Genomic DNA, 25,115 nt, shown 5'->3' with positions numbered 1-25,115 from the left:
CCGCCGCGCCTGAAGCTGATACCCCTCAAGGCGGAACTCGATTCACCCGATAAGCATGGTGGGAAATCTGGGGGAAGCGATGCAAAACGAACATGACGTCGGGCTGGTGCTCGTCATCGATGACGATGCCCTGATCCGGGAGATGGTGACCGATGCGCTGGAGCCCTCCTGGCGCGTGGCCGGTGCGCAGGACGCGAGCCAGGGTTTGCACATGGCGGCCGAACTTCAGCCGGCGCTGATCCTGCTGGATGTGCAGATGCCGGGTATCGATGGTTTCGAGGCCTGCCGTCGGCTGAAGGACGATTTCGCGACTTCCGACATCCCGGTGCTGTTCCTCTCAGGCCTCAACACGCTGGAGGACCGGCTCGCGGGGCTGGAAGCCGGCGCAGAGGATTTCATCGCCAAGCCCTTCGACGCAGTCGAGCTCAACGCGCGGGTGCAGGGCATCGTGCGCCAGCTCGCCGAGCGCAAGCGCCTCGCCGCAAGCGCCCAGAGCGCCTTCAGCACCGCTTTCACCGCGATGAGCAGCGCCGGTGAGCTGGGCGTGGTGATCGAATTCATGCGCAGCGGCTTTGGCTGCACCGACTACGATGCGCTCGCGACGGCGGTGTTCGCCGCGCTCACGCAGTACGGGCTCGATGGCGCGCTGAGCCTGCGTGGCAGCGCTACACCCCTGATCCGCACCTCGCAGGGCGAAGCCAGCGCGATGGAAGCAGGTGTGCTGGCTCTGATGGGCGGGCAGGATCGCATCGTCAGCCTCGGCCGCCGCGCGGCCTTCAACTACCCCGGGGTAACGCTGCTGGTGAAGAACATGCCGCTCGATGATCCGGACCGGGCGGGGCGCCTGCGCGACCATCTCGCGATTCTGGCTGAGGCCGCCTCGGCGCGCGTTCGCGCGCTCGATGCCGACGCGGCGGTGCGGCTGCGCGAGCGCCAGTTACGCGAGATGCTGGACGAGACGCGCCGGGCGATCGACGCGATCGAAGCGCAGCGGCGCGCGCAGCGCGGCGCCATCACGGTGGCGCTGGAGACCATGCTGCACGGCACCGAGCGCGAGTTCCTGCACATGGGCCTGAGCGAATCGCAGGAAGAACGCGTCGCGATGTTGCTGCGCGCGGCGACCTACGAAGTATCCAACGTCTACGACAGCGCGGACGACGCCAGCGCCGGCCTTCGCGCACTTGCCGCGCGCCTGGCGCAGGAGACCGGCACCGCATAAGCGGGGGAGGGCACATCATGTCCGCGAACGGCTACCACCTGCTGGTTGTCGATGACGATCCGCTCGCTCGAGCGGTGGCGAGCGACTGTCTCGACGAAGTGGGCATCCGTGTCACCGAATGCACCGACGGCGCCGCGGCCCTGGCCCTGCTGGGCTCGCAGCACTTCGACGCGGTGCTGCTGGACCGCCACATGCCCGGCCTATCGGGTGACGAAGTCTGTCGCCGGATTCGCCATGATCTGGGCGACGCAATGTTGCCGATCCTGATGCTCACCGGGGACTCCGGCAGCCAGGATCTCGCCGCCGCGCTCGATGCCGGCGCCACCGACTTCATCCGCAAGCCTTTCGATCCGGTGGAACTGCATGCGCGCGTGCGCGCGGCGGTCGAACACAAACGCCTGACCGACCAGCTTGATAACGCGGAAACCATGCTCTTCGCGCTCGCCCGCATGGTCGAGGCGAAGGACGAGAACACCGGTGACCACTGCAGCCGGCTGGCGCACAACTCGGTCGAGTTCGGCCGTGCGCTGGGGCTCGCCGAAGCCGATCTGCAGGCCTTGCGCCGCGGTGGCGTGCTGCACGACATCGGCAAGCTGGGCATCCCGGACGCGATCCTGATGAAGCCGGCGAAGCTCACCGACGACGAATGGAAGGTGATGCGGCAGCACACGCTGATCGGCGCGCGGCTGTGCTCGCCGCTCAAGAGCATGGCGCGCACCGTGCCGATCATCCGCTCGCACCACGAGCGTTGGGATGGCAGTGGCTATCCGGACGGCCTCGCGGGCGAGGCGATTCCGCTGCTGGCGCGCGTGTTCCAGATCGTTGATATCTACGATGCGCTGGCCTATGCCCGCCCCTACAAGCCGGCCTTGCCGCAGACCGAGGTGCTGCGCATCCTGCGCGACGAGGGCGCGCGTGGCTGGCGCGACCCGCAGTTGCTCGCAGTCTTCCTCGACCTGTTGGCGCGCGACCCGGACATCTTCGCTTCGTCGGCCCCCGAGGCGGGCGATCTCGGCCGCGCGGTGTTCGCCGACATCGCCGGCCTGGGCCGCGGCGCGGGTTAGGCGGGCTGCGCAGCCGTGGTCGGCAGCACGCCCAAACCGAGGCTGTTCAGCTCGATTCGCGCCCGCCTGCTGGGCTGGCTGCTGCTGAGCAGTCTGGTGCCCACGGCGCTGACCGCCTATTTCGTCATTTCCAGCCTCGAAGAGCAGATCGGCGGTGCCACCGGCCAGCGTATGGACGAGGTGGCGCAAGGGCGCGAGCGGGCCTTGCGCGCATGGATCGAGCAGGTGCTCAACGACGGCCGCGTGTTCGCCGCGCTGCCGGCGACTGCGCAGTGTCTCGAAAGCCTGTCGCGCGCGCTCGACCGAGGCGACGCCGACAGCGCGGACTACCGCAAGCGCGATGCGGAATGCCTCGCCACCCTCAATTTCATCGGCCTTTCCTTCCTCTACGACGTGATGCTGGTCGATCGCGACGGCCGCGTCGTGATGTCGCAGCAGAAGGAAACCCCCCCCTCCACTTCGCTCTTCGTGGGCGCCGCCACGTCGGGCGCGACGCGCCTCGCGCAGGGCCTGCATACCGCGATTGACGAGCAAGGTGCGAGCTTCGTGCCGCACGAGATGTATGCCCCCACCGGCGCGGAATCCGCCTTCGCCACCATACCGATCGTGCGCGGGGCGGAAGTGCTTGGCGTGCTGGTGCTGCAGCTCAACAACCGCGAATTCCTGCGGCCGCTCGAAGCCGGCATGGCCGACACCCGCAGCGGCGAGCTGTTGCTGCTGCGCCGGGAAGGCAAGGGTGAAGTGCTGGTGCTCACGCCACCGCGTGGCCATCCGGAGCTTGCCTTCACGCAACGCTTCAACCTGGCAGGCACGCGTGGCCTCAGTCTGCAGGCTGCACTCGCGGGCCCGGCCGGGCGCGGGCTGACGCAGGGCGACCGCGGCGAGCCGGTGTTCGCGGCGTGGCGCCCCTTGCCCGACTATGGCTGGGGGCTGGTGGCGCGCATCGGGGCGGAAGAAGCGCTGGCGCCGGTGCGCGCGATCAAGCTGGCCTTGCTGCCTATCGTCGCGGGCTTGCTGCTCGCCACCGCCGCGATTGCAATCGTGCTCGGCTGGCGCCTGGTGCGCCCGCTGCAGCGCTTTACCGCCTTCAGCCGGGAAGTGGCGGCGGGCAACCTGGGGGGCGAGGTAGGCTATGCCGGCCACGATGAACTGGGCGAGCTCGCGAGCACCTTGAACGCGATGTCAGCACGCCTGGCGTACTCGACCGCCTCGTTGCAGCGCGCGAAGGGCATGCTCGAGGTGCGCGTGGCCGAGCGAACCGCCGAGCTCACCGAGAAGGCGCAGAACCTTGAAGCGGCAGAGCGCGTCGCGAACCTGGGGCACTGGGAAACCGACTGGCGCAACGGGCGGCGCTACTGGTCACCGCAGGTCTATCGCATTCTCGGGCTGCGGCCCGGCAATCCCGATCCGGCTGCCTTCCGCCAGCGCATCCACAAAGACGATCGAGCCCTGGTGTCGGAAGTCATCGAACGCGCGTGTGCGGACGGCAAGCGCTTCTCGATCGAGTTTCGCCTTGCGATGGACGACGGCAGCATCCGCTGGGTGCGCGAGGAAGGCGACACCGCCCTCGACGATGAAGGGCGGCCCGCGAAGAGTGTCGGCATCGTCATCGACATCACCGAGCGCCAACTGGCGGAACAGGCGTTGCGGCGTTCCGAGGCGAGTGCGCGGTCGGTGCTGGAGGCTGCGCAGGAAGGCATCATCATCATCAGCCGGGCCGATCGCTCGATCCTCTATGCAAACCCCGCTGCCGAGCGCATGTTCGGGCGCGGCAAGGATGAACTGCTCGGCTTCCCGACCACCGTGCTCTACCCGGAGGACGCGCGCAAACAGGTCGAGGCCGAGTTCAGCGCGCTGATCCGCGCGCATGGCGGGCGCGCGAGCAACCTGCCGGCGGTGCGCAGCAACGGCGAGCGCTTCGTGGTCGACATCTTCGCGTCGGAGATCCGCTACGAGGAGCGCGCGGCGATGTTCGGTTTCTTCACCGACGTGACCGAACTTCGCGCCGCAGAAGCCGAACGCGCGCGGCTCGAACAGGAGCTCATCGAGGCGCGCGCGCTGCGCGCCGAAGTGCGCGCCGAAACGATCCTCGATGCGGTGGACGAAGGTGTCGTCGAGGTCGATAGCGAAGGCCATGTGCGCTACATGAACCAGACCGCGCTGCGTACCTTTGGCGTGAGCGCGGAGGCGGTGATCGGGCGCCACTATCGCGATGCCGTGCCGCTGGAGATTCCCGATCATTCCGCCGATACGGACGGCCCGTTTGCGCATGTGTTGCGCACGGGCGAGCCGGTCTCGGGCGAGGGTGCGACGGTGCGCATGGCCGATGGCGGCGCACTGCGCGCGGCCTACTACATCCGCCCGCTCGCGGCGGCGGCCGGCAGCGGCGTGTTGCTGGTGTTCCGCGACATCACCGAGCGCGAGCGCCAGCAGCTACGTCTGCAGTTGATGTCCAGTGCGGTCGAGCAGAGCGCCTCGGCGATCCTGATCACCGACACCGACGGGCACATCGAATATGTGAACCCGAAATTCTGTGCGCTCTACGGCTTCGAGCCGAGCGAACTGATCGGCGAGACGCCGCGGCGGCTCAAGTCCGGCCACACGACCGCGGCCGAGTATCAGGGCCTCTGGCGCACGATTCTGGGCGGTGGCGAATGGCACGGCGAATTCCTGAATCTGCGCAAGGACGGCGAAGCACGCTGGGTGGCCGCGGCGATCGCATCGCTGCGTGACCCGGACGGCCGACCGACGCATTTCATCGGTGTGCATGAGGACATCACCGAACGCAAGGCGATCGAGTCGGAGCTCACGCAGGCGCGTGAGGTGGCGGAAACCGCCGCACGCGCGAAGAGCGAGTTTCTCGCCCGCATGAGCCACGAGATCCGCACGCCGATGAACGCGATCATCGGGCTGTCCGACCTCGCCCTGCAGGGCCCGCTGGCCTTGCGCGAGCGCGACTTCATCATCAAGGTGAATCGCTCCGCGCAATCGCTGCTGGGCATCATCAACGATGTGCTGGACTTCTCGCGCATCGACGCCGGCCGGCTCGAGCTCGAATCGGTCGAGTTCGCGCTCGACGATGTGCTGCAACACCTCGCCGACATGGTGCACACGCGGGTACATGACGGTGTCGAGCTCTACTTCGATACGCCGCCTGAGGTGCCGGCACGCTTCGTCGGCGATCCGCTGCGGCTCGGGCAGGTGCTCGTCAACCTTTGCAGCAACGCGACCAAGTTCACGCGTACCGGCTTCATCGCGGTGCGCGTCCGCTGCGTGGAGGCGACGCCGGGGACGGTGACGCTGGGCTTTGAGGTTGAAGACAGTGGCGACGGCATCCCCGCCGATCGCCTGCCGCTGCTGTTCGATGCGTTCTCGCAGGCCGAGGCCTCGATTGCGCGGCGCTTCGGCGGCTCTGGTCTCGGGCTGGCGATCTGTCGTCAGCTGGTGCGCCTGATGGGCGGCGAGATCCGGGTGCGCAGCACCGAAGGCGTTGGCAGTAGCTTCGCGTTTACGGTGCAACTGGGGCGGGTCGGCAGCGCAGCCGAGTTCCCGATGCCCGGCGCGCTGGTGGGCCGACGCGTGCTGTGGGCTGCACCACCGAGCCGCGGCCGCGAGCTGCTGCGCGAGCGCTGTGTGGAACTCGGGCTGGAGGTCTCGCTCGCCGACAGCATGCCGGCGCTGTGTCACGCGATCGACGCTGCACGTGAGCAAGGCTCGCCATACGACGTGCTGCTGGTCGACTGCAGCCTTCCGGGCGACGTGCTTCCTGCGTGGCGTTGTGCCGCGCCGCCGCCGCTTGTGAACGTGTGCAGCGGCAGTTCATGCGCCGAGTTCGAATTGCACCTCGCGACGACCGGCCTTTGCACCATTCAACGCCTTGACCGCCCGGTCACACGCAAGGCCCTTGTGGTCGCACTGACCAGGGCGCTCGGTTGTGAGGACGCGCCGGCACCCGAGGTGCGTCGGCACACCGCAGCCGAAGCGCTTGCTGCGCTTGCAGGCAGCCGCGTGCTGGTGGTCGACGACGCCGAACTCAATCAGGAAGTGGCGCGCGAATACCTGCAGAGCGTCGGCGTCAGTGTCGCGCTGGCGAGCAACGGCGCCGAGGCGGTCGCGATGCTGGCCCAGCAGCGTTTCGACGCGGTACTGATGGATTGCCAGATGCCGGTGATGGATGGCTATGCGGCAACACGCGCCCTGCGCCAGCAAGACGCACTGGCGAGTCTGCCGATCATCGCGCTCACGGCCAATGCGCTCGCCGGCGAACGCGAGCGGGTTCTGGAGGCAGGCATGAACGACTTCATCTCCAAGCCGGTCGATCCGGAGCGCTTGTTCGACGTGCTGATGCGCTGGATCGCGCCACTTACACCTCCGCTGGCCGCAGCGCCGGCTCGCGCATCGATGCCGGCCATGCTGTCGGCCGCCGCGGCGGGAACCGGCGGGGCCCCGGGGGGTACTTCAACGCCCCCCGACGGCGTGCCGCCGCTGCCGGGCGTCGATACCGCAGTGGGTCTCGCCCGCGCGATGGGGCGACCGAAGACCTACCTGAAGTACCTGCGCATCTTCCACGAATCGCACGCCGGCTTTGCGGCCAACTTCGACGCCGCGCGCAGCGTGGGCGACGCAGCGCTCGCACAGCGGCTTGCGCATACGCTGAAGAGCGGCGCCGCGAGCATCGGCGCGCTGGAGGTGGAAGCCGCCGCAATCGCGCTTGAGAGCCTGCTGCGCGAGGGTGGCGACGCCGCCGCGGTGAGCGCCGCACGCGACCGTCTGTGCGACGCCCTGACACCGCTGCTGGCGGCGCTCGCAGCGCTGCAGACGGCGACCGCCTGAGCGGCCCTTGCTCAGCGCAGCGGCTTGGTGCCCGGCAGCGCGGTGTCGAGCATCGCGCGCCGCAGCACGTCGATGATGCCGTTGCGCGGATAGGTCACACGCCACGCGATCGCCACCGTGCGATGCGGTTGCGGGTCGACGAAGGGGCGCACTTCGACCAGGCCGTGCGCGGTGTTCAGGCCGTCGGCGGCGGCGCTTGGCAGCACCGTCACGCCGACGCCGGTCGCGACCATGTGGCGGATCGTTTCGAGCGAGCTGCCTTCCAGCGTCTTCTGCAAGCCGCTGCCGCCGTTCGGGTTGGCGCAGCGCGGGCAGGCTTCGAGCACCTGGTCGCGGAAGCAGTTGCCCGCACCCAGCAGCAGCAGCGGTTCTTCCATCAGCTTGCTGGCCGGCACCTCGGGCAGCGCGGCCCACGGGTGGCCCGGCGGCATCACGACGCGGAAGGGTTCGTCATACACCGCCTGCGCGACGATGCCGCTTTCCACGAAGGGCAGCGCGATCACGATCACGTCCAGCTCGCCGCGTTTGAGCGCCTCGGTGAGCTTGGCGGTGTAGTTTTCCTGGATGATCAGCGGCACGCGCGGCGCGCGCTCGCGCATCAGCGGAATCAGCCGCGGCAGCAGGTAGGGTGCGATCGTGTAGATCACGCCCAGGCGCAGCGGCCCGGACAGCGGGTCCTTGCCGGCTTCGGCGATCTCGCGCACCTGCTGCGCTTCCATCAGCACGCGTTCGGCCTGCGCCACGATCTGCGCGCCGATTTCGGTCAGCTTGACGTCGGCCGCGCTGCGTTCGAACAGCATCACGCCGAGCTGGTCTTCAAGCTTCTTCACCGCCACCGACAGCGTGGGCTGGCTGACGTGGCATTTTTCCGCCGCGCGGCCAAAATGGCGTTCGCGTGCGAGGGACACGATGTAGCGCAGATCGGTGAGCGTCACGAAGCGATTCCGGTGCCGGGAGGGAGCCTGCGATTGTATCCCTGACGCCGTACCGGCTTGAAAATTGCAACAGGCATCCCCAGTTTGTAATGCCATGTAAGCGGCCGGATTGCGGTCGCCGGTGTCGCATCGATAATCCCACTTCCATTCCAATACGGAGATGCAAAGATGAAGATGACGCTACCCCGTTCGCTCGCGCTCGCCAGTGTGGCTGCGGTGGCGTTTGCCGGATGCCTGCAGGAAGGGCCCGGTGTATCGACCTCGCATGCCAGCGCGCTGGCCTCGGCCCCGGTTGCCGCGGCGAGCAGCACGGCCACCGCCACGGCGCGTGCCGGCCTGCCCGACTTCTCGGCCCTCGTCGAACAGGTGGGGCCAGCGGTGGTGAACATCGCCGTCTCCAGCGTGCGCGCTTCCGGCGGTGAGACCGCCGGCGAGAATCCGTTTGCCGATGACCCGTTCTACGACTTCCTGCGCCGCTTCGGTGTGCCGGTGCCCGGCCAGGGTGGCCAGCAGGGCGGTCAGCCGCGCGTGCAGCAAGGCGTCGGCTCCGGCTTCATCGTGAGCCCGGACGGCCATGTGCTGACCAACGCCCACGTCGTGGATGGCGCAACCGAAGTGACCGTGCGCCTGACCGACAAGCGCGAGTTCAAGGCCAAGGTGGTCGGCGTCGACAAGCGCACCGACGTGGCGCTGCTGAAGATCGACGCGAAGAACCTGCCGACCGTGAAGATCGGTGACGCCGAGCATGCCAAGGTCGGCGAATGGGTGATCGCGGTCGGTTCGCCGTTCGGCTTCGACAACACGGTGACCGCCGGCATCATCTCGGCCAAGGCGCGCCGCCTGCCGGACGAAACCTATGTGCCCTTCATCCAGACTGACGTCGCGATCAACCCCGGTAACTCCGGCGGCCCGTTGTTCAACCTGAACGGCGAGGTGATCGGCATCAATTCGCAGATCTACTCGCGCTCGGGCGGCTTCATGGGCATCTCGTTCGCGATCCCGATCGACACCGCGATGAAGGTGCGCGACCAGTTGCAGAAGTACGGCAAGGTGCAGCGCGGTCGTCTCGGCGTGCTGATCCAGGGCATGGACGACGACCTGGCGCAGACCTTCGGCCTCGACAAAGCCAAGGGCGCGCTGGTTTCGCAGGTCGAGCCCGATGGCCCCGCTGCGAAGGCGGGCCTGGAATCGGGCGACGTGATCCTCGCGGTGAATGGTCAGGAAGTGAAGGAATCGACCGACCTGCCGCGCGTGATCGGCGACCTGAAGCCGGGCGACAAGGTGAAGCTGCAGGTGTGGCGTAACAAGGCCAGCCGCGAATTCACCGCGACGCTGGCCGAGATGCCGGGCGAAGGCAGCAAGCCGACGGCTGGCAAGGGTGGCGAGAAGCCCAGTGGCAAGGTTGGCCTCGCACTGCGTCAGCTCGAATCGCGCGAAGCCGGCAAGCTCGGCGTGCCGGGCGGGCTGCTGGTCGAGGACGTGGCTGGCCCCGCGGCACAGGCGGGCGTGCGCCCCGGTGACGTGATCATCGCGGTGAACAACCAGCGCGTTACGACGATGCAGGAGATGACGGCGCGGCTGGATGCCGCGGGTGATCGCTTTGCGCTGCTGGTGCTGCGCGGCAATCAGCGTCTGTTCATACCGGTGCGTTTGAAGTAAGTCGCGCCGACTGCGAACCAGAGGGCGATGCGGGTGACCGCATCGCCCTTTTTCATGGGCGGTTTGACTCTTCACGGAGCACCGTCTACGCCTAGGACTGAGGCGCGGCAATCGCTGCGCGCGGACGGGGCGAATCATGGACATCCGAAACCACTGGCTCACCGGCGACCAGGTGCGCAAGCAGGAAACACCGAACCGCGGTGGTGCGCTGACCGCGCGCTTTCTCATCATGCATTTCACCGGCGGCGCCTCGGCACAGAGTTCGGCCGACTGGCTGTGCAACCCTGCCGCGAAGGCTTCCGCCCACCTCGTGCTGGCGCGCGACGGCAGCATCATCCAGCTTGCCCCCTTCAATGTCGTCACCTGGCATGCCGGCGTGAGCCAGTGGAACGGTGTGATTGGCCTCAACCAGCATTCGATCGGCATCGAGATGGATAACGCTGGCGGCCTGCGGCAGGTGGGCGACAGTTTCCAGACCAGTTTTGGCAAACCGGTGCCGAAGGATCAGGTGGTAATCGCCGCACACAAGTACGGCGGGCCGGTGATGCCCTGGCAGGCCTACACCGCGGTGCAGATCGAGCGCGCCTTCGAGTTGGCGGAACTGCTGGTGGCGCGCTACGGTCTGGAAGACATCCTGGGCCATGAGGACATTGCACGCGGCCGCAAGACCGACCCCGGCCCGGCCTTCCCGCTCGAAGCCCTGCGCGGACGCATGCACGGGCGTGCCGACGACAGCGCGCCGCACTACCGCGTGACCGCCAGCAGCCTCAACATCCGCGCCGGTGCCGGTGCCGAATTCCCCGCAGTGGCGCCCGCCCTGAAGAAGGGCACCGAGCTCGTGCTGCTGGAGGCGGGCGATCGCTGGAACCGTGTCGAGGTGGTCGGCAATACCGACATCGAGGGTTGGGTGAACAACCAGTTCATCGAACCGCTCAACGCCGGTGCGGCGCGTGCGATTGCCGTGAAGAAACCCGCCGCCAAGCGCAAGAAGGCTGGCTGACACCCTCGCATCGCGCTTGCGGGGCTGCCAGAATGGGCGCCCCGCCGTTGCCGATGCGTATCGTGTTCAGATCGATCCGTCCCGTTTTCTCCCGCTTGGCGCTGTTGCTCGGGCTTGTCGCCAACGTGGCATATGCCGAGGGCACGCAGCGGGGCCCGGACGCCTTTGCGGCCTTGTGCGAGGCGCGACTGCAGCCGGTGGAGATCCGCGTCCTCACCGAACTCGAAACACCGCCACTGGATCTCGCACACAGCGCCGCCGAGCTTGCGGTGCTGCGCAAGCAACCCTTAAAGGCCGGCGAAGTGGTGGTTGGGCTGACCCAGGTGCGGCAGCGCTACGACATGCGCTGGAGCTACCAGGGACTGCGCGAACGCAACGGCGCGCGCAGCTGCATCCGCTCGCGCATTGAAGTGAAGTTGATCCTCAACCAGCAGGTGTACGTCGCCACCGAGTTCCCGCCCGGCACCTGCGGCCATGATGAAGTGCTGGCGCATGAACAGCGCCATGTCGCCGCCAACCTGGCCCAGCTCGAAAAGACGGCCCGCTTCGTCGAAGAAAGCCTGCGCGCCCAGGAGGGCGGCGCGCCGCCGTGGATGGGCGAGCCGGCCGCACTCCGCGAAGCGGTGCTGGAGCGTGCCCGCGTCAGCTGGATGGCGCAGCTCGAAGCGAACTTCCACCAGGTCGACCGCGAGCACGCGATCATCGACTCGGTGGAAGAATCACAGCGCTATCGGCAGCTGTGCAATGGCGAGATGGAGCGAACCTTGCGCGGGATCGTGAAGGAACCCGCCAAGGGCCGCTGATCCGGATGGCTGATGCGCGCGGCGGCCGGTCTTACAAATTCCCCGCCACCAAGGCCCGCATCAGTTTCTCCTTTAAATCCTTCGGCTGATCCAGCCCCATGCGTGCGAGCAGTTCGGGTTTTGGTGTCGCCGAGATTCCGCGGATCAGGGAGCCGACCAGAGACAGCGGTGACTTCTGCTGGGCCTTGAGCTTCATCAGCGCCTTGGCGAGCGTGAGCTCGGTCGCATCGAGATCGGTGCCGAAGGGGAAGTCCGGCAGCAGGCCGCGCTGGTGGAACTCGGCGAGGCGCTGCGATAGCACCTCGGGCAGGTTCTGCCGCTGCTCCGGCGGGATCTGATAGTCCTGCGCGATCTTGCCGTTGGCCTTGGCGCGGGCGAGCAGTTCGTCCTGGAAGCGCGAGTCGGTGATGGCCAGCAGGCGCTTGATCACATCGGCGTCGGACTGGCCGCGCACGTCGGCGATCCCGTATTCGGTGATGTACACATCGCGCAGATGGCGCGGAATCGTGACGTGGCCGTAGTTCCAGACGATGTTCGAGGTCGGCTTGCCGTCCTTGCCGATGCGCCAGGAGCGCAACATCAGGATCGACAGTGCGCCGGGCAGGGTGTGGCCCATCGCGACGAAGTTGTACTGGCCACCCACGCCGGACACGAGGTTGCCGGTGTCGAGTCCGTCCGACACTGCTGCGCCGAGCAGCGTCACCATCATCGTGGTGTTGATGAAGCGGGCGTCGCGCCGATGCGTGGCGGCGAGCTGCTCCTGACCCATCACCTGGTTGATGAAGCTGATGCGCGTCATGTTGATCTTGGCCAGCAGCTCGCGCGGCATGGTACGCAGGCGGTCGTAGAAATGCGTCGGGCCGATGAAGAAGCCGCCGTGCATCAGGCGCCCGTGCGTGAGTCGCTCGCCCAGCATCCGGGCGGCGATCTCCTTGCGTACTGCGGGATCGGCCGGAGTGGCGGGGAGTCGCTCGGCACCGCGCAGCAGTGCGCCGTCTTCGAGCCGCACATCGGCGTGCAGGATGCCGAAGTGGTGCAAGAAGTCGAAGTCGGCCCGCGACAGCGGCGAGCCGATCGCTCGGGCTTCGAGCAGGGCTTCGAGCATGGCTTCGTCCGGGATTAGCCCGACCTTGCCGGCATTCAGCAGCGTCTGCAGCGCGACGTTGTCGAACACTTCGCGGCGGATGATGCCGGCGTCGATCAGCTCCATGAAGCCATTCACGAACATCTCGCTGCAGCCGTAGAGGCCTTCCGTGAAGGCCTCCTGGTAGTTGTGGCCGGCATGCAGCGGGCCACCGAGGGCTTTGAGCATCGCCCGGTAGGTGGCGTTATCGCGGTCGCGCAGGATCAGCGCATGCGCGATGCCGTCGCCGAGCGATCCGATACCGATCTGCAGCGTGCCGCCGTCCTTCACGGTGCTGCTGGAATACAGCGCAATGCCGTAGTCCTGGTCGTCCACCTTCATGTTGGGCGGCGCAAAGATCGTGTGCGTGGATGCCGGATCGTCGACCAGGATCGAGATGTCCTCTTCGGGCAGGAGCGCGTCGTTCGGCATGAAGGGCAATTCGCGATTCACGACGCCGATCAGGTGCATGTGCTGGACGCCGTCGCGATTGGCCTGTTCCAGCGCATCGATCGTCAGGTCGGTGTTGCACGACATCGAATAGCGCGGTCCGTCTGGCGTGTCCTCCACCGCAATCGCCTGCGCGAACACGTTCACGCCTTGCGCCAGCGCATCGCGTACCGCGTGGGTGTAGTTCGAATACACGTAGTTTGACTGTGCGTTGGCGTTGCCGAGATACTCGCCGGTCTTCAGGAAGAACTCGCAGATCTCGACGTTAGGCGGCAACGCGTTGCGTTTGACGTCGATCGAGTAGTCCATGTCCGGGTAGTTGCCGAACACGCGCTCGACGAAGGGCCCCAGGAAGCGCTGTTCCAGCGCGCTCTTGCCGCGCGGGCGATCCAGCGACAGGGCGGTGAAGATCTTCAGCTTGAGCGTCGGATCCGCCTTCGCCCGCCGGTAGAGCGCGTTGATCCAGGCATTGGGCTTGCCGATGCCGAGCGGCATCGCCATCACGATGTTCTTGCCGACACGGTCAATCAGCGCATCGATCGAGTCTTCGATGCGAGCGCAGCGCAGTGGCGCAGTCATGGTTTCTCCCCCGGTTGCCGGTCTGTGCCGGTCTTGATTCATGGTCTCGATGGACACGTCGCAAGGCGGATCACGCGCTGGCAACGAACTCATTCTGCGGTGCGCCCGACGCGCTTGTCACGGTGCGTGTTGGCCGGGCTTGAGGCCAGTCAAGTCGCCACCGGGCTGCCTGGCGCCGCGGTGTCGAGCATGCGAATTTCCAGCGGACGCGAGGTGTCGAGGTGGACGTCGCGCTGCGGGAAGGCGATCACGATTCCCGCTTCGGCGAAGGCCTTGTCGATCATGAAACGCACGTCGCTGGTGACGATCCGCCCTGCGGTGCCGGCATCCAGATCGAGCCAGAAATAGAGGCCGAAGTTCAGCGCGTCGGCGCCAAAGTCCTCGAACAGTACCTCGGGCTCCGGGTCTTTCAGGATCTTGCCGTGGCGCTGGGCCACCTCCAGCAGCAGTTCGGCCACGCGTCGTGCGGGTGAGCCGTAGGCCACGCCGATCTTCACCGCGAAGCGCACCTTGCCGGAGGTGTAGGTCCAGTTGGTGACTTCCTGCTCGATGAAGCTTGCGTTCGGCACCAGGGTCTCGATGCCGTCGATGTTGCGGATCGTGCTGGCGCGTACGCCGATGTCGGTTACGGTGCCGCGCTTGCCGGCAACTTCGACGGTGTCGCCCAGCTTGAACGGGCGTTCGACCAGCAGCATCAGCCCGCTCATCAGGTTCTTCAGCAGCGTCTGCATGCCGAAGCCGGCACCGATCGCGATCGCGCCGCCGAGAAAGGCGAACACGGTGAGCGGAATCCGCACGATCGCGAGGCTGATCACGAACAGCATCGCGAACACGCCGGAGAGCACCCAGTTGCTGGCGGTGTTGAGCGTCTGCAACGGAATGCCGAAGCGCGCATGGATGTGGTTGTTGAACAAGCGCGCCACGCGCCGCGCCAGCCAGAAGCCGGCGAACAGCGTTATCAGTGCAATGACCAGTTTGCCCACGGTGACGCCACGCTGCGTGGCAATCGTCTGACCGTCGACGATCGCGGTGTCGCTGACGGTCGTGAACTCGTAGGACCAGATGTCGCCGACGGTGTCGACAACCTCGTTGCGGATCGCGTCCAGCCTTGCCTTGGCGCTGCGGTCGGCGGCTTCGCGGTTGAATTCCTCGCTCCAGCGGGTGGCCATCAGGCGAAGCTGGCCCACCTCGGTCAGGCCGCGCAACTGCAGTTGCACCCGATCCTGCATGGCGTTGATGGTCTGCCGGATCAGCGCGGCTTCTTCCGGCGTTGCGTTCGCCTGTCGATCCTGCATTGCCGAAATCTGATCGAGGGTCAGTTGCAGCTCATGCCGCAGACTGCGCGACGGTTCCTTGATCCGCTCGGTCAGTTCGCGCACGCCATTGCGCAGTGCTTCGGTGGTGGCTTGCGTGGCGCCGGGCTGCTCGGCCGCATAGCGCAGATCCCAGAACACATGCTGGAAGTGCTGCGATTCGATGAGGCGGGTCAGGATGTCGATCTTGTCGCCTGCGGTCATCGCACGCACCTGCTCGAGTTCGAGCAGGCGCTGCGCTTGCGTCATGCTGTCGTTCAGGCGCGCGATCTTGGCTTCCAGCTCGGCGATGCTGACCGTATGGCTGTGTTTGTCCTTGCCGCCCGCCGCGCCCGGCGTCTTCATCTGGTTGCGCGCGGCATCCAGCGCGGCCCGCAGCTTGACCAGCGTGTCCCGCTGTTCGTCGCGTTCCTGCTGGCGTTGGCGCAGGCTCTGTTCGAGTGCGTTTGCGTCTGCGCGCGCGTTCGCCAGCTCGCCCTCCAGTGCGGTGCGGCGTTCGGCCTGACGGGCCAACAGCACTTCGCGGTCCGCCGCGTTGAAGCGCACCTTGCTCTCAGTCTGCGCCACACGCGCTTCGAGCTCGCGGAAGGCGCTGCTTGTCTGGGCGAGTTCGGTCGCCAGTACCCCTTCCTGTTGCCGCAGGGCTTGCAAGCGGGCGCCATGGCTATGGGCGCGCAGCTCGGAAAACTGCCATAGCCAGCGCAGGCGTGGCAGATCGCCGGCCACCCGGTTGCGTTCCAGCGCTTCGAAGCTCTGGCGGCGGCTGAGCTCCGCGGCGTCGTAGTCGCGCGTGACGATCTCGCGTTCCTTGGCCACCACGAGCTGCTGCGCTTCGATCGAATCGACCGCCAGCGCCACCGTCTGCAACTGCTGCCGCAGGCGATCAACCAGCACGATCGAGTACGGCGGCTTGCCGAGTTCGTCCGTCGGCGTCATCACGTCGGCGCCGGAGATGATTTCCGCGCGGGTCTTGAGTGCTTCGGCGCGGCGGATCATGTCGAGTTGCAAGGCGTAGGCCGTCACCTGTTGCTGCAGCAGGTAGCGGCGCTCGCTGAGCAGCTCGGGCGGTATGCCGGGCGGCAGCGCTTCGTCGGCCGCCTGGCGGTTGTCCGCACGCGCCAGTGCATCCTGCGCAGCCTTCATACGGGCGGTGATGCTTGCGGCGTCCATCGCATCCGGATTGGCCGGGCTGTGCGCAGCCGGCGCCGATTGCGAAGCGCCCGCCGCGTCCATCACGCCAGCGATGCCGGCTATCGGTGCGGCGATCACTTCGGTGGTCAGCAGGGCGATGGCGGCGAGCAGGGCGCGTGTGTACATGCAGATCCTAGTAAAGGCGTTTGCGGCGCATTGTGGGCAAGCTGCCAGCGCTTGTCATGACTTAGTGCAGACAAGTGCCGGCCAAGCGGCTAACCTCACCGCGTTCACGTCCGGAGATTCTGCATGCGCCCGATCGCACGCTTCCTGCTAGGCCTGGTGGCCGTTCTCGTCAGCCTCTGGGCTGTCGCGGCCTTGTGGATTGACGGCCCCGCGTCGCGCCCGGTGGCGGCAGGGCTGTGTGGGCTTTACGCTGGCGCGGTGATCGCGCTGCTGGTGCGGATTCGCCCGTTCCGCCGCGGTGCCCTGGCCGCGATCGCTGCGTTTGCGGTGGTGCTGATGTGGTGGCTGGCGATTCCGGCGAGCAACCAGCGCGACTGGCTGCCGGATGTGGCGAACCCGCCGACCGCGACGATCGACGGTAACATCCTGACCGTGCATAACGTGCGCAATTTCGCCTATCGCAGCAGCGACACCGACTTTGAGCCGCACTGGGAAATCCGCCGCTACGACCTGACGAAGCTGCGTGGGCTGGATCTGGCGATCAGCTTCTGGGGCCCGACGCAGTACGGCCACACGATCATGGTGTGGGAGTTTGACGATGCGCCGCCGCTCGCGGTGTCGATCGAGACGCGCAAGGAAAAGGGTGAGGAATACTCCGCCTTGCTCGGCTTCTTCCGCCAGTTCGAGCTGTACTACGTGGTCGCCGACGAGCGCGATGTGCTCGGCGTGCGGACCAATCACCGCAACGAGCAGATCCGGCTCTACAAGCTCGGCACCTCGCCAGCGGCCGCGCGCGCGTTGCTCGAAGGCTACGTCGAGGAGTTCAACGAGCTCGCCAGCCACCCCGCCTGGTACAACGCGCTCACCGGCAATTGCACGACGATGATCTTCAAGAACGTGAAGCATGTGTTCGGCATCAGCAAGCTCACCGACTGGCGCATTCTCGCGAATGGCCACCTCGACGAGCTCGCGTACGAGGAGAAGGTCATCAACACCAGCATGCCGCTGGCCGAACTACGCGTGCGCAGCGATATCACCGCACGGGCCCGCGAGGCCGGTTCGTCGCCTGATTTCTCGCAGCGTATCCGCGCGGGCTTGCCCGAGCGGCCGGCGCCCTAGCAGGCCGGCCAGGTCTTGATCTGCAGCGATGTGCTGTGACGCATCGCGCGCACAATCCGCTATTCCTTTCGAGCCGGAGTTCCGCATGAGTGTCACCCCTTCCGCCCCGCGCTACCTCGATGAGATCGCGGCGGGCGAGACTGCAAGCATCAGCAAGACCTTCACCGACGCCGACGTGCGCGCCTTCGCAGACGTCTCCACCGATACCAACCCGGTGCACCTCGACGCGGACTACGCCGCCTCAACGCAGTTCGGCGCCCGCATCGTGCACGGCATGCTGACGGCGAGCCTGATCTCCGCGCTGCTCGGCAATCACCTGCCTGGCCCAGGCACCGTGTATCTCGGCCAGTCGCTGCGCTTCCGCCGGCCGGTGAAGCTCGGCGATACCGTCACCGCGAGCGTCACGGTGAAATCGGTGGACCGCGAAAAGAACCGCATCGAGCTCGATTGCGTCTGCAGCGTGGGCGGCAAACCGGTGCTGCAAGGTGATGCGCTGGTGATGGCGCCAGTTCGGCCGGCCTGAGTCCCGCCTGGCGTTGCCATCGTGGCGGCCCGGGCCGCCGCGTCGGTGCAGCGGGATCGGATTGGGCGCTGCAACGCTGGCGAACCGCCAGCGAGCGCCTGAACGTCAGTCCGGGATGCTGCGTTCCGCCAGCGTGCAGCGGTTGCGCCCGGCGCGCTTGGAGGCGTAGAGCGCATCGTCGGCCGCGACCATCAGCTCCATCATCGTCGGGTAGGCCGGGAAGTGTGCGATGCCGGCGCTGAAGCTCGCCGCGAACAGGCCCTGATCGGTCTGGTGGAAGATTCCGCTGAAGCCGCGGCGCAGGGCTTCCACACGCTCCAGTGCGTCTTCAGGCGTGCTGTCGAACAGCACCACGACGAACTCTTCACCGCCGTATCGGCCGACCACGTCCGAGCGCCGCATGCGCAAGCGCAGGTAGCGCGCGAGTGACTTGATCACCTTGTCGCCGGTGGTGTGTCCGTAGGTGTCATTCACTTGCTTGAAGTGGTCGATGTCGAGGATCGCGTAGCTCACCGGCACGCCCTGACGGTCAGCCAGCAGCAGCGTTTGCTGCAGCAGCGTCTTGGTCTTCACATGGTTGTAGAGACCGGTCAGGCTGTCTTCCACCATCAGGCGGCGCAGCCCGCGGTAGCGCTCGGCCTTGCTCACCACCGCGTTTACCAGTTGCGCGGCGGAGATCGGCTTGGTCAGGAAGTCGTCGCCGCCCTGGCGCATCGCCTCTTGCTGGATCGATTCGCTGGTCTCGCTGGTCAGGAAGGCGATCGGGATCGACTCGAAGGCCTTGTTCTGGCGAATGATGCGCGCCACTTCAAGGCCGGTGCAGCCGTCCATGTGGAAGTCCAGCAGCAGCACATCCGGCGCGAAATCCATCAGCGTTTCGAGGATGCGCGAGGGTTCGCGCAGGCCGCGCACATGGATGTTCGGAAACTGGCCGAGGATGCGTTCAACGGTTGCAAGTACCGTGGGCGAGTCGTCCAGCGTGAGCACGCGGTAGGGTTCGTCCTTGTACTCGAAGGCCAGCGGATCGACCGCGTCGACCAGCGCCGACACCGACATCGGTGCAACGAAGAAGCCCTGCGCATCGTGCCGCACCGCCTGCAGCCGGATGTTGAAGCTGCCCTCGGGCGATAGCGCGAACCACTTCAGATTGCAGCGGTTCATCTCGGTGATGACCGCCGTGGTTTCCGCGTCGAGCTCGCCGCTGAGTTCCGCGATCACTGCCACCGCGCGGTTCATCGCGGCGTAGCGCACGCCGTGGCGATACTGGCTGAACACCTTGAAGCTGTAGCCGTAGTGTTCCATCTGCTGGGCCAGGTCGGTGTAGGCCTGGCCGTCACGCGCCAGCATCACGACCAGCGGAAGGCTGTCATCGCCCGGTACACGCTCCGGCTGACGGGCGCGTTCGGCGAGCGCTGAACGCACGGCAGCGAAGACGCCGGGCAGCAGCTGATCGACCCGCGCCTTCTCTGCGTCCCCTGGCGTGCGCAGCGTCGCGAGGAAATCCACCAGCGGTGCCATGGCGGTTTCAACCGCCGCCAGCTCCCCCGCATGGGCCAGCTGCGCGAGCCGTTCGCAATGCGTCGCGAAGGCCTGCCAGCGGGCCATGTCATGGCTTGCCTGCCAGACCGGGCGCCAAGCCTGGACCAATGCATTCCATGCCGAATGCAGTTCGACGCGGTTGATCATCTCGGGGGGAGTTCGTGCGTAATGTGTAACAAACCGACTTTACGGCATTTGAGCACAAATCCTTTGGCCGAAATGCACGGCGTTTCAGCCTTTACCCGGCAACATGCGTGTCAGGGTGTCGTCGCGCTGCACGCGGTGATGCACCACTGCGGCCGCCACATGCGCCACGATCAACGCGATCATCGCGTTGCCCAGCAGTTCGTGCAGCTCATGCAGATACTCGCGCAGGCCCGGATCGGGCGCGATCAGCGCGGGCAGGCTCATGCCAAGCAACACCAAGGCGTCGCCATGGGCCTGCTTCATCAGCACTCCGCTGATCGGTAGTGCAATCAGTGCGGCGTAGAAGACGAAGTGCATCAGATGCGCGAGCCCGTCCTGCCACGGTGGTGGCGCCGGGGTGATAGGGGGCAGCGGCTGCGTGAAGCGCCAGACGATGCGCGGCACGGTCAGCAGCAAGATCAGCGCGCCGGCCTGCATGTGCAGCAGACCGAGCAAGGCGCGCGTGTCGCTGCCTTTCTCAAACCACCCCTTGGCCTCGATCAGCGCGATGGCGCCGATTACCAGAAGCGCGCTCCACCAGTGCAGCGCGCGCGCCACCGGCCCGAATTGCTGATCCGTATTCCCCAATCCCATCATCCACCTCCCCCGGTTTCCGGCCGCAAGGGCGACAGACGCCCGCAGCGCGTCCGGCCACGCTAGCGAGCTGCAACGGAGGGCGCCTTGACCTGCAACAAGCTAAGTCTGCTCAGGCAGGGTTTGCGCGAAAGGCCGGCATGCGCGCACCCTCGCACTATGAGTGCGTTTCAGAGCTTGTCATGAACTACCTCGCCCACGCCTGGCTCGCCGGGGACGCGGCGGCCGACCGCGTTGGCGGGCTTGCCGGTGACTTCGTCAAGGGGCCGTTGCCTGGCGATCTGCCGCCGGATCTCGCCGCCGGGGTCGCGCTGCACCGCGCGATCGACGTGTGGGCGGAACAGCATCCGGCCTTCCGCGCGAGCCGCGCACGCGTCAGCGCGGAGCGGCGCCGCTACGCCGGCATCCTCGTCGATCTCTTCTATGACCATTTCCTCGCGCGTCACTGGTCGCGTTTCCATTCTTCGCCGCTGACGCTGTTCACCGCCCAGCTCTATGCCGAAGCGGCGGCGCGGGCCGCGGCGCTGCCTGCGAGCTTTGCCGTGGTGTTGCCGCGCATGCAGCGGCACGACTGGCTTGCCGCTTATGTCGAGACCGAGCATGTCGGCGCCGCGCTGGATGGCATGAGCCTGCGCCGCGCGCGGCAGCCGAATCCGCTTGCGGGGGCGATCGCCGAGCTGCACGCTGCCTACGACGATTTCGAGGCGGATTGCCTCGCCTTCCTGCCCGATGCATTGCAATTTGTTGTCAGCCGGCGTCGCGGCTCTTGATCGAAACCCGGAGAGGCAACTACGATCAAGATTCGGGACGCAATCCCCTGAGAAAATTTCCCAGATCGACCACACCGGACTCCGGACACCATGAAAAAGACAATGATTTCGCTGCTTGCCGTTGCGCTGCTTGGCACTTCGGCGGCTTTTGCTCAGGAACAGGATCCGGCCGATCTGCCGGAAAAGCCGACCGGCCTGCAGCCGTGGACGCTGCGCGTGCACTACGCGCGCGACAACAAGGACTACGAGGGCTGGGGCGTCTACGCATGGAAAGGCCCGCGCAACGGCGCGCCGAAGTGGCCGGGCAACTGGCGCTTCAACCGCAAGGATAGCTACGGCGTGTTCTACGACGTCGCACTCGGCGAGGGCGCGACGATGATGGAATTCCTCATCACCGACGGCAAGGGCAACAAGAACTGCCCGAACGACCAGAAGCTCGAACTCTCGTCGAACCTTGCTCACAAGGGCCAGGAAGTCTGGATCCGTCAGGGCGAATGCAAGCTCTACTCGGCACGCCCGAAGGGCTGAACCCCGGCCACCCGAGAAAAAGCCCGCTTGATGCGGGCTTTTTTCATTTCAGCGCTGCATGCAGGCCTGCCAGCGGCCGTCGACACGCTTTGCAAACCATTCGGTGGTGAGCTTGCGCGTGATCTTCGGGCTCTGCAGTTGAATCTGCGGCAGTAACTCGCGCGCCACAGGCTTGCCCGCGACATGGTCCGCCTGCGCCATCACACGCAGCCACAAGGGGCTCTGTGCGAAAGCCGCCGACTTTTCGAGCAGCAGATCGCGCCGGATCTCGCTGGCGTTCAGGCCAAGCTTGCCCGCCAGACCGAGCAGCGCAAGCTCGGTGCTGCTCTGCTCGCGCAAGGCCTGGCCATCGCGATAGCGCAGCAAATCGCCATCCAGCGTGAGCTTCCGCCCCGAAAGGCGTGCCACCGCGGCCTGAAATGCCGCGTTGCGCGACGCATAGCGGCCGGCGTTGAAATCGGCGAAGCGATACAGCGGCGACGGATAGCTCGCCGGATAGTCGAGCAGGTTGGCGATGCCGAAATAGACCCCGCCGCGCCGCGTGAACACCTCGTCGCGTACCGTGCCGCGACGCGGATACGGGTAACGATGCGTCTGCAGGTAGTCCTCGGCAAAACTCACCGACACCTGCATCGGCCCGCCGGTGCGAATCGGATTCTTGTTGCCGAGCGCCTTCGCGAAGTCCGGCAACTCGGCGACCATCTCGTTGAACAGGCTGTTCATTTCCCGCTCGGTGCGCAGCGCATCGATGCGTTTGCCGTAGCTGCGGCCATCCCTTGAGGGCTTCAGCAGGGCCATGTCGACAACGACTGGCGGCACCAGGTAGCCGGCGGCCTTGCGGTAGAGCTCCTCGCGCACGATGTGGCCGAGGCCCGGCACCGGCGGGTCTGCAACGAAGCTCGACTCCTGCTCGATCACTGCGATTGCGGCGCAGAACTGCGCCTGGGTCGGCGCGAGCTGTTGCGCGGCAAAGGCGCGGAAGATGTCCTCTGCCCAGCCGTTGCGGTCGGTAGCTTTGGGTGGAATCAGGCGCAGCACCTGCGCGACGCCCTCGCGCTCTGAGGGATAAGGCGGGCGTGGTGGCTGTTGTGGTGGAACCGGCACGACCGGCGGCAAAGGCCGACCTGCGTCCGCCGGCGGAATCACGATGCCCGGCGCTGCGCCTGGTTGCGGAGCTGGCGGGGTTTCGATCGACGGGCTCTCGGGCGGCAGACCCTGTGGCGCGGTCACGCAGGCGGCCAGGAGCAGGGCCGGAATCAGGGCTTGAAGGACGGGGCGAATCATCTTGGCGCGGCGCTGCATCGGGTGACGGATGATAAGGCAGCGGACGCGGTAAGCTAGGCGCTGGCCCCACTTCGCGCACTGATCATGTCCGAACACGTCTTCCCCCTCACCCGCGAGCATGTCGCGCTGTGCGATCTGCTCAAGCTGCTGGCCATTGCGCAGTCTGGCGGCCATGCCAAGACCATGATCGCCGACGGTGTCGTCACGGTCGACGGCGAGGTCGAAACACGCAAGAAACGCAAGCTCGTTGGCGGTGAAGTCGTCCGCGCAGCGGGCGCCACGATCCGCGTGAAGCGCCCATGATTGGCGGCTGGGAACTCACTGCGCTGCTCCTGCTCGCCGGCCTGGTCTGGCTCTGGCTCGATAGCCTGCGCGCGCGTGATGCAGGCATTGTCGCGGCGCGCCGGCAGTGCGAGCGCGAAGGCCTGCAGCTGCTCGACGAGACGGTGGCGATCGCCAAGCTGCGGCTGGCCCGCAACGACGATGGCCAGCTGCGCCTGCAGCGTACCTACCGCTTCGAGTATTCCGATACCGGCGACAACCGCCGCAATGGCGAGGTCACGCTGACCGGCGCCGAGGTGGTCAGCCTCTACACGGGGCCGCGCGTGCTGCACTAGGGCACGGCATGACGTCAGCGGCGGCGGCGCTGGCCGCCCTGCTGCATATCGCCGCCGGGGCCACGCATGTCGCCGTTGCGGCTGTTTTCCATCTCGATCCGGTCGGCGAGCAACGGCACCGTCGCCGGCAGCATTTCATCGGCGACGCCGCGCTGACGTTCGTCGAGCACCCGGTAGAGATCGCCCGCTGCGGCGCTGATCTGGTCGAGTGCGGCGAGGCGGTTGCGCAAGGGGGCGATGCGGTCCTCCACGCGATGCAGTGCGTCACCCTGCGCCGATACGGCGCGCGGGCGCTGCATGTCAGACAACAGCGCCTGCAGGCGGTCGGTATAGGCGAGCCAAAGCGCCTCCTGACGGCGATCCAACCGCAGCGCATCGTGCACCAGCTCCAGTTGCATCGTGAGCGAATCCTGCGGCTGCTCGATTGCGCCGCCGCGTTGCCCGCCGGGGCCACCACGCTGCGATCGCCCCTCACCCGATGGCGGCCCCCGACGACTTTCGTCCGGACCGCATTGCGTCGCGCAACCGGCGACGACTACCGCGACAAGAAGGCTGAAAAGTGAGGCGCGCAACATGTTCAAGAGACCGCGTGGATGAAAGTGCAACACCTTAGTGGCTGCGCGGTTGCGATGTGCGCTTGCCGCGGGTGGAGGTGCAATCAGATGTAAGCGCCGCGCAGCGCCTACAATTGCAACCCCCCCCACGTGTCGAGTCGACAATGCGTTTCTCACTTGCGATCCATGGTGGCGCCGGCACGATCCGGCGCTGTGACTTGAGCGCCGGCGACGAGGTCGCGCTGCGCGCCAGCCTTGCGGCCGCACTCGAAGCCGGTCATGCGGTGTTGCGCCGCGGCGGCCCTGCGCTCGATGCGGTTGAGGCGGCCGTGGTGGCACTGGAGGACGACCCGCGTTTCAACGCGGGGCGCGGCGCGGTGTTCAACGAGGCCGGCTTCGTTGAACTCGAAGCCGCGGTGATGGACGGCAGCACACGCGCGGCCGGATCGGTGACCGGCCTGCGACGTGTGCGGAACCCGGTGAAGCTGGCGCGCGAGGTGATGCGCCGCACGCCCCATGTGACCCTTGGCTTCGAAGCGGCCGAGCGATTCGCCGAGCGCTGTGGTCTGGCGCTCGATCTGCCGAACTACTTCTACACCGAGGCGCGCTGGCAGGCACTTCAGCGGGAGCTGACACGCATCGCGGCGGGTGGGCGCGAAAGTGAAGCCTCCGAGCAAGTCCGCCACGGCACCGTCGGTGCAGTCGCGTGCGACGCGGCGGGGTGCCTCGCTGCCGCCACCTCCACCGGCGGGCGTACGGCGAAGATGGCGGGCCGTATTGGCGACACCCCGGTGATCGGTGCCGGTACCTGGGCCGACGACACCGTCGCGGTGTCATGCACCGGGCACGGTGAATCCTTCGTGCGCGGCGCGGTCGCGCACGAGATCTCGGCGCGCATGCGCCTGGCCGGGCAATCGCTCGCGCAAGCGACCGAATCGGCCTTGCGTGAGACGCTGACCGAGCTTGGTGGTACCGGTGGTGTGATCGCGGTCGACCGTAACGGTCAAATTGCAATGCCATTCAACAGCGAGGGCATGTATCGCGCAGCGGTGAGCGAGGGCGGTGCCGTGCAGGTGGCGATCTATCGCGAGGACGCGGTATGAGCG

Annotated in this window: 20 protein-coding genes; 13 read left to right on the top strand and 7 right to left on the bottom strand. The window is 66.7% G+C overall.

From position 1 onward, the window contains the following. Window positions 1–79: 79 nt before the first annotated feature. The 3 genes from HH302_RS10435 to HH302_RS10425 are packed head-to-tail and all read left to right on the top strand — an operon-like array spanning window position 80 to window position 7,116. On the top strand, window positions 80–1,219 hold the full coding sequence (locus tag HH302_RS10435; protein ID WP_172202006.1) for a response regulator transcription factor: 1,140 nt from the start codon (window positions 80–82) through the stop codon (window positions 1,217–1,219). Between the two features lie 17 nt (window positions 1,220–1,236). Continuing rightward, on the top strand, window positions 1,237–2,283 hold the full coding sequence (locus HH302_RS10430) for an HD domain-containing phosphohydrolase (RefSeq protein WP_172202004.1): 1,047 nt from the start codon (window positions 1,237–1,239) through the stop codon (window positions 2,281–2,283). A gap of 15 nt (window positions 2,284–2,298) precedes the next feature. Then, window positions 2,299–7,116, top strand: a complete 4,818-nt coding sequence (locus tag HH302_RS10425; protein WP_172202002.1) for a PAS domain S-box protein — start codon at window positions 2,299–2,301, stop codon at window positions 7,114–7,116. 11 nt (window positions 7,117–7,127) lie between these two features. Here the strand turns inward: HH302_RS10425 and HH302_RS10420 are convergent, their stop codons facing one another. Further along, window positions 7,128–8,051: a hydrogen peroxide-inducible genes activator gene (locus tag HH302_RS10420; RefSeq protein ID WP_172202000.1), complete on the bottom strand. Its 924-nt coding sequence runs from the start codon at window positions 8,049–8,051 to the stop codon at window positions 7,128–7,130. 168 nt (window positions 8,052–8,219) lie between these two features. Between HH302_RS10420 and HH302_RS10415 the strand changes: the two genes are divergently transcribed. From HH302_RS10415 to HH302_RS10405, 3 genes are all read left to right on the top strand, one after another. After that, the gene (locus HH302_RS10415; RefSeq protein ID WP_172201998.1) at window positions 8,220–9,710 is read left to right on the top strand and encodes a DegQ family serine endoprotease; all 1,491 of its coding nucleotides are present in this window, start codon (window positions 8,220–8,222) and stop codon (window positions 9,708–9,710) included. A gap of 136 nt (window positions 9,711–9,846) precedes the next feature. Then, the gene (locus HH302_RS10410) at window positions 9,847–10,710 is read left to right on the top strand and encodes an N-acetylmuramoyl-L-alanine amidase (protein WP_172201996.1); all 864 of its coding nucleotides are present in this window, start codon (window positions 9,847–9,849) and stop codon (window positions 10,708–10,710) included. 62 nt (window positions 10,711–10,772) lie between these two features. After that, window positions 10,773–11,513 (top strand): hypothetical protein, encoded by a 741-nt coding sequence (locus HH302_RS10405; protein ID WP_172201994.1) that lies wholly within the window; start codon window positions 10,773–10,775, stop codon window positions 11,511–11,513. Between the two features lie 31 nt (window positions 11,514–11,544). Here the strand turns inward: HH302_RS10405 and HH302_RS10400 are convergent, their stop codons facing one another. Continuing rightward, complete coding sequence (locus HH302_RS10400) at window positions 11,545–13,665, bottom strand: acetyl-CoA hydrolase/transferase C-terminal domain-containing protein (protein ID WP_172201993.1); 2,121 nt, start codon at window positions 13,663–13,665, stop codon at window positions 11,545–11,547. A 149-nt stretch (window positions 13,666–13,814) separates the two neighbouring features. Continuing rightward, the gene (locus HH302_RS10395; RefSeq protein ID WP_172201992.1) at window positions 13,815–16,295 is read right to left on the bottom strand and encodes a mechanosensitive ion channel domain-containing protein; all 2,481 of its coding nucleotides are present in this window, start codon (window positions 16,293–16,295) and stop codon (window positions 13,815–13,817) included. 123 nt (window positions 16,296–16,418) lie between these two features. Between HH302_RS10395 and HH302_RS10390 the strand changes: the two genes are divergently transcribed. Both HH302_RS10390 and HH302_RS10385 read left to right on the top strand, forming a co-directional pair. Continuing rightward, entirely contained in the window at window positions 16,419–17,414 is a 996-nt protein-coding gene (locus tag HH302_RS10390) for a DUF4105 domain-containing protein (RefSeq protein ID WP_172201991.1), read from the top strand. 85 nt (window positions 17,415–17,499) lie between these two features. Next, window positions 17,500–17,937 carry a MaoC family dehydratase gene (locus HH302_RS10385; protein ID WP_172201990.1) on the top strand — a complete coding sequence of 146 codons (438 nt, stop codon included), beginning with the start codon at window positions 17,500–17,502 and terminating at the stop codon, window positions 17,935–17,937. A 105-nt stretch (window positions 17,938–18,042) separates the two neighbouring features. Here HH302_RS10385 and HH302_RS10380 read toward each other — a convergent pair whose 3' ends face one another. Continuing rightward, on the bottom strand, window positions 18,043–19,623 hold the full coding sequence (locus HH302_RS10380; RefSeq protein ID WP_172201989.1) for a diguanylate cyclase: 1,581 nt from the start codon (window positions 19,621–19,623) through the stop codon (window positions 18,043–18,045). 84 nt (window positions 19,624–19,707) lie between these two features. Next, window positions 19,708–20,250, bottom strand: coding sequence for a cytochrome b (locus HH302_RS10375; RefSeq protein WP_216661860.1), 543 nt, complete (start codon window positions 20,248–20,250; stop codon window positions 19,708–19,710). Window positions 20,251–20,438: 188 nt separating this feature from the next. Between HH302_RS10375 and HH302_RS10370 the strand changes: the two genes are divergently transcribed. Continuing rightward, the gene (locus tag HH302_RS10370) at window positions 20,439–21,026 is read left to right on the top strand and encodes an ACP phosphodiesterase (RefSeq protein WP_172201988.1); all 588 of its coding nucleotides are present in this window, start codon (window positions 20,439–20,441) and stop codon (window positions 21,024–21,026) included. 90 nt (window positions 21,027–21,116) lie between these two features. Beyond that, window positions 21,117–21,554, top strand: coding sequence for a pullulanase-associated domain-containing protein (locus HH302_RS10365; protein WP_172201987.1), 438 nt, complete (start codon window positions 21,117–21,119; stop codon window positions 21,552–21,554). 48 nt (window positions 21,555–21,602) lie between these two features. On the opposite strand, the gene HH302_RS10360 is transcribed toward HH302_RS10365, so the two are convergent. After that, window positions 21,603–22,838: a DUF1615 domain-containing protein gene (locus HH302_RS10360; RefSeq protein ID WP_172201986.1), complete on the bottom strand. Its 1,236-nt coding sequence runs from the start codon at window positions 22,836–22,838 to the stop codon at window positions 21,603–21,605. A gap of 84 nt (window positions 22,839–22,922) precedes the next feature. On the opposite strand from HH302_RS10360, the gene HH302_RS10355 reads away from it, so the two are divergent. Then, complete coding sequence (locus HH302_RS10355; protein WP_172201984.1) at window positions 22,923–23,141, top strand: RNA-binding S4 domain-containing protein; 219 nt, start codon at window positions 22,923–22,925, stop codon at window positions 23,139–23,141. Then, on the top strand, window positions 23,138–23,455 hold the full coding sequence (locus HH302_RS10350; RefSeq protein WP_216661859.1) for a DUF3301 domain-containing protein: 318 nt from the start codon (window positions 23,138–23,140) through the stop codon (window positions 23,453–23,455). Before HH302_RS10355 ends, HH302_RS10350 begins: the two co-directional genes overlap by 4 nt. Before the next feature lie 14 nt (window positions 23,456–23,469). Here the strand turns inward: HH302_RS10350 and HH302_RS10345 are convergent, their stop codons facing one another. Continuing rightward, window positions 23,470–23,853, bottom strand: coding sequence for a hypothetical protein (locus HH302_RS10345; RefSeq protein WP_172201982.1), 384 nt, complete (start codon window positions 23,851–23,853; stop codon window positions 23,470–23,472). A gap of 320 nt (window positions 23,854–24,173) precedes the next feature. Here HH302_RS10345 and HH302_RS10340 point away from each other — a divergent pair, with 320 nt between their 5' ends. After that, the gene (locus HH302_RS10340) at window positions 24,174–25,112 is read left to right on the top strand and encodes an isoaspartyl peptidase/L-asparaginase family protein (RefSeq protein WP_172201980.1); all 939 of its coding nucleotides are present in this window, start codon (window positions 24,174–24,176) and stop codon (window positions 25,110–25,112) included. Window positions 25,113–25,115 lie beyond the last annotated feature (3 nt).

This window comes from Niveibacterium sp. COAC-50 (genome assembly GCF_013184235.1).
Lineage (GTDB): Bacteria > Pseudomonadota > Gammaproteobacteria > Burkholderiales > Rhodocyclaceae > Niveibacterium > Niveibacterium microcysteis.
Note: the sequence above shows the minus strand (reverse complement) of the source record. Positions and strands in the feature narration are given on the sequence as shown.

What these genes read in the sequence shown, in the direction of transcription:
- HH302_RS10435 (WP_172202006.1), top strand. Translation starts at nt 80, where the DNA reads ATGCAAAACGAACATGACGTCGGGCTGGTGCTCGTCATCGATGACGAT.
- HH302_RS10430 (WP_172202004.1), top strand. Translation starts at nt 1,237, where the DNA reads ATGTCCGCGAACGGCTACCACCTGCTGGTTGTCGATGACGATCCGCTC.
- HH302_RS10415 (WP_172201998.1), top strand. Translation starts at nt 8,220, where the DNA reads ATGAAGATGACGCTACCCCGTTCGCTCGCGCTCGCCAGTGTGGCTGCG.
- HH302_RS10410 (WP_172201996.1), top strand. Translation starts at nt 9,847, where the DNA reads ATGGACATCCGAAACCACTGGCTCACCGGCGACCAGGTGCGCAAGCAG.
- HH302_RS10400 (WP_172201993.1), bottom strand. Translation starts at nt 13,665, where the DNA reads ATGACTGCGCCACTGCGCTGCGCTCGCATCGAAGACTCGATCGATGCG.
- HH302_RS10395 (WP_172201992.1), bottom strand. Translation starts at nt 16,295, where the DNA reads ATGTACACACGCGCCCTGCTCGCCGCCATCGCCCTGCTGACCACCGAA.
- HH302_RS10390 (WP_172201991.1), top strand. Translation starts at nt 16,419, where the DNA reads ATGCGCCCGATCGCACGCTTCCTGCTAGGCCTGGTGGCCGTTCTCGTC.
- HH302_RS10385 (WP_172201990.1), top strand. Translation starts at nt 17,500, where the DNA reads ATGAGTGTCACCCCTTCCGCCCCGCGCTACCTCGATGAGATCGCGGCG.
- HH302_RS10380 (WP_172201989.1), bottom strand. Translation starts at nt 19,623, where the DNA reads ATGATCAACCGCGTCGAACTGCATTCGGCATGGAATGCATTGGTCCAG.
- HH302_RS10370 (WP_172201988.1), top strand. Translation starts at nt 20,439, where the DNA reads ATGAACTACCTCGCCCACGCCTGGCTCGCCGGGGACGCGGCGGCCGAC.
- HH302_RS10365 (WP_172201987.1), top strand. Translation starts at nt 21,117, where the DNA reads ATGAAAAAGACAATGATTTCGCTGCTTGCCGTTGCGCTGCTTGGCACT.
- HH302_RS10360 (WP_172201986.1), bottom strand. Translation starts at nt 22,838, where the DNA reads ATGATTCGCCCCGTCCTTCAAGCCCTGATTCCGGCCCTGCTCCTGGCC.
- HH302_RS10355 (WP_172201984.1), top strand. Translation starts at nt 22,923, where the DNA reads ATGTCCGAACACGTCTTCCCCCTCACCCGCGAGCATGTCGCGCTGTGC.
- HH302_RS10350 (WP_216661859.1), top strand. Translation starts at nt 23,138, where the DNA reads ATGATTGGCGGCTGGGAACTCACTGCGCTGCTCCTGCTCGCCGGCCTG.
- HH302_RS10345 (WP_172201982.1), bottom strand. Translation starts at nt 23,853, where the DNA reads ATGCAACTGGAGCTGGTGCACGATGCGCTGCGGTTGGATCGCCGTCAG.
- HH302_RS10340 (WP_172201980.1), top strand. Translation starts at nt 24,174, where the DNA reads ATGCGTTTCTCACTTGCGATCCATGGTGGCGCCGGCACGATCCGGCGC.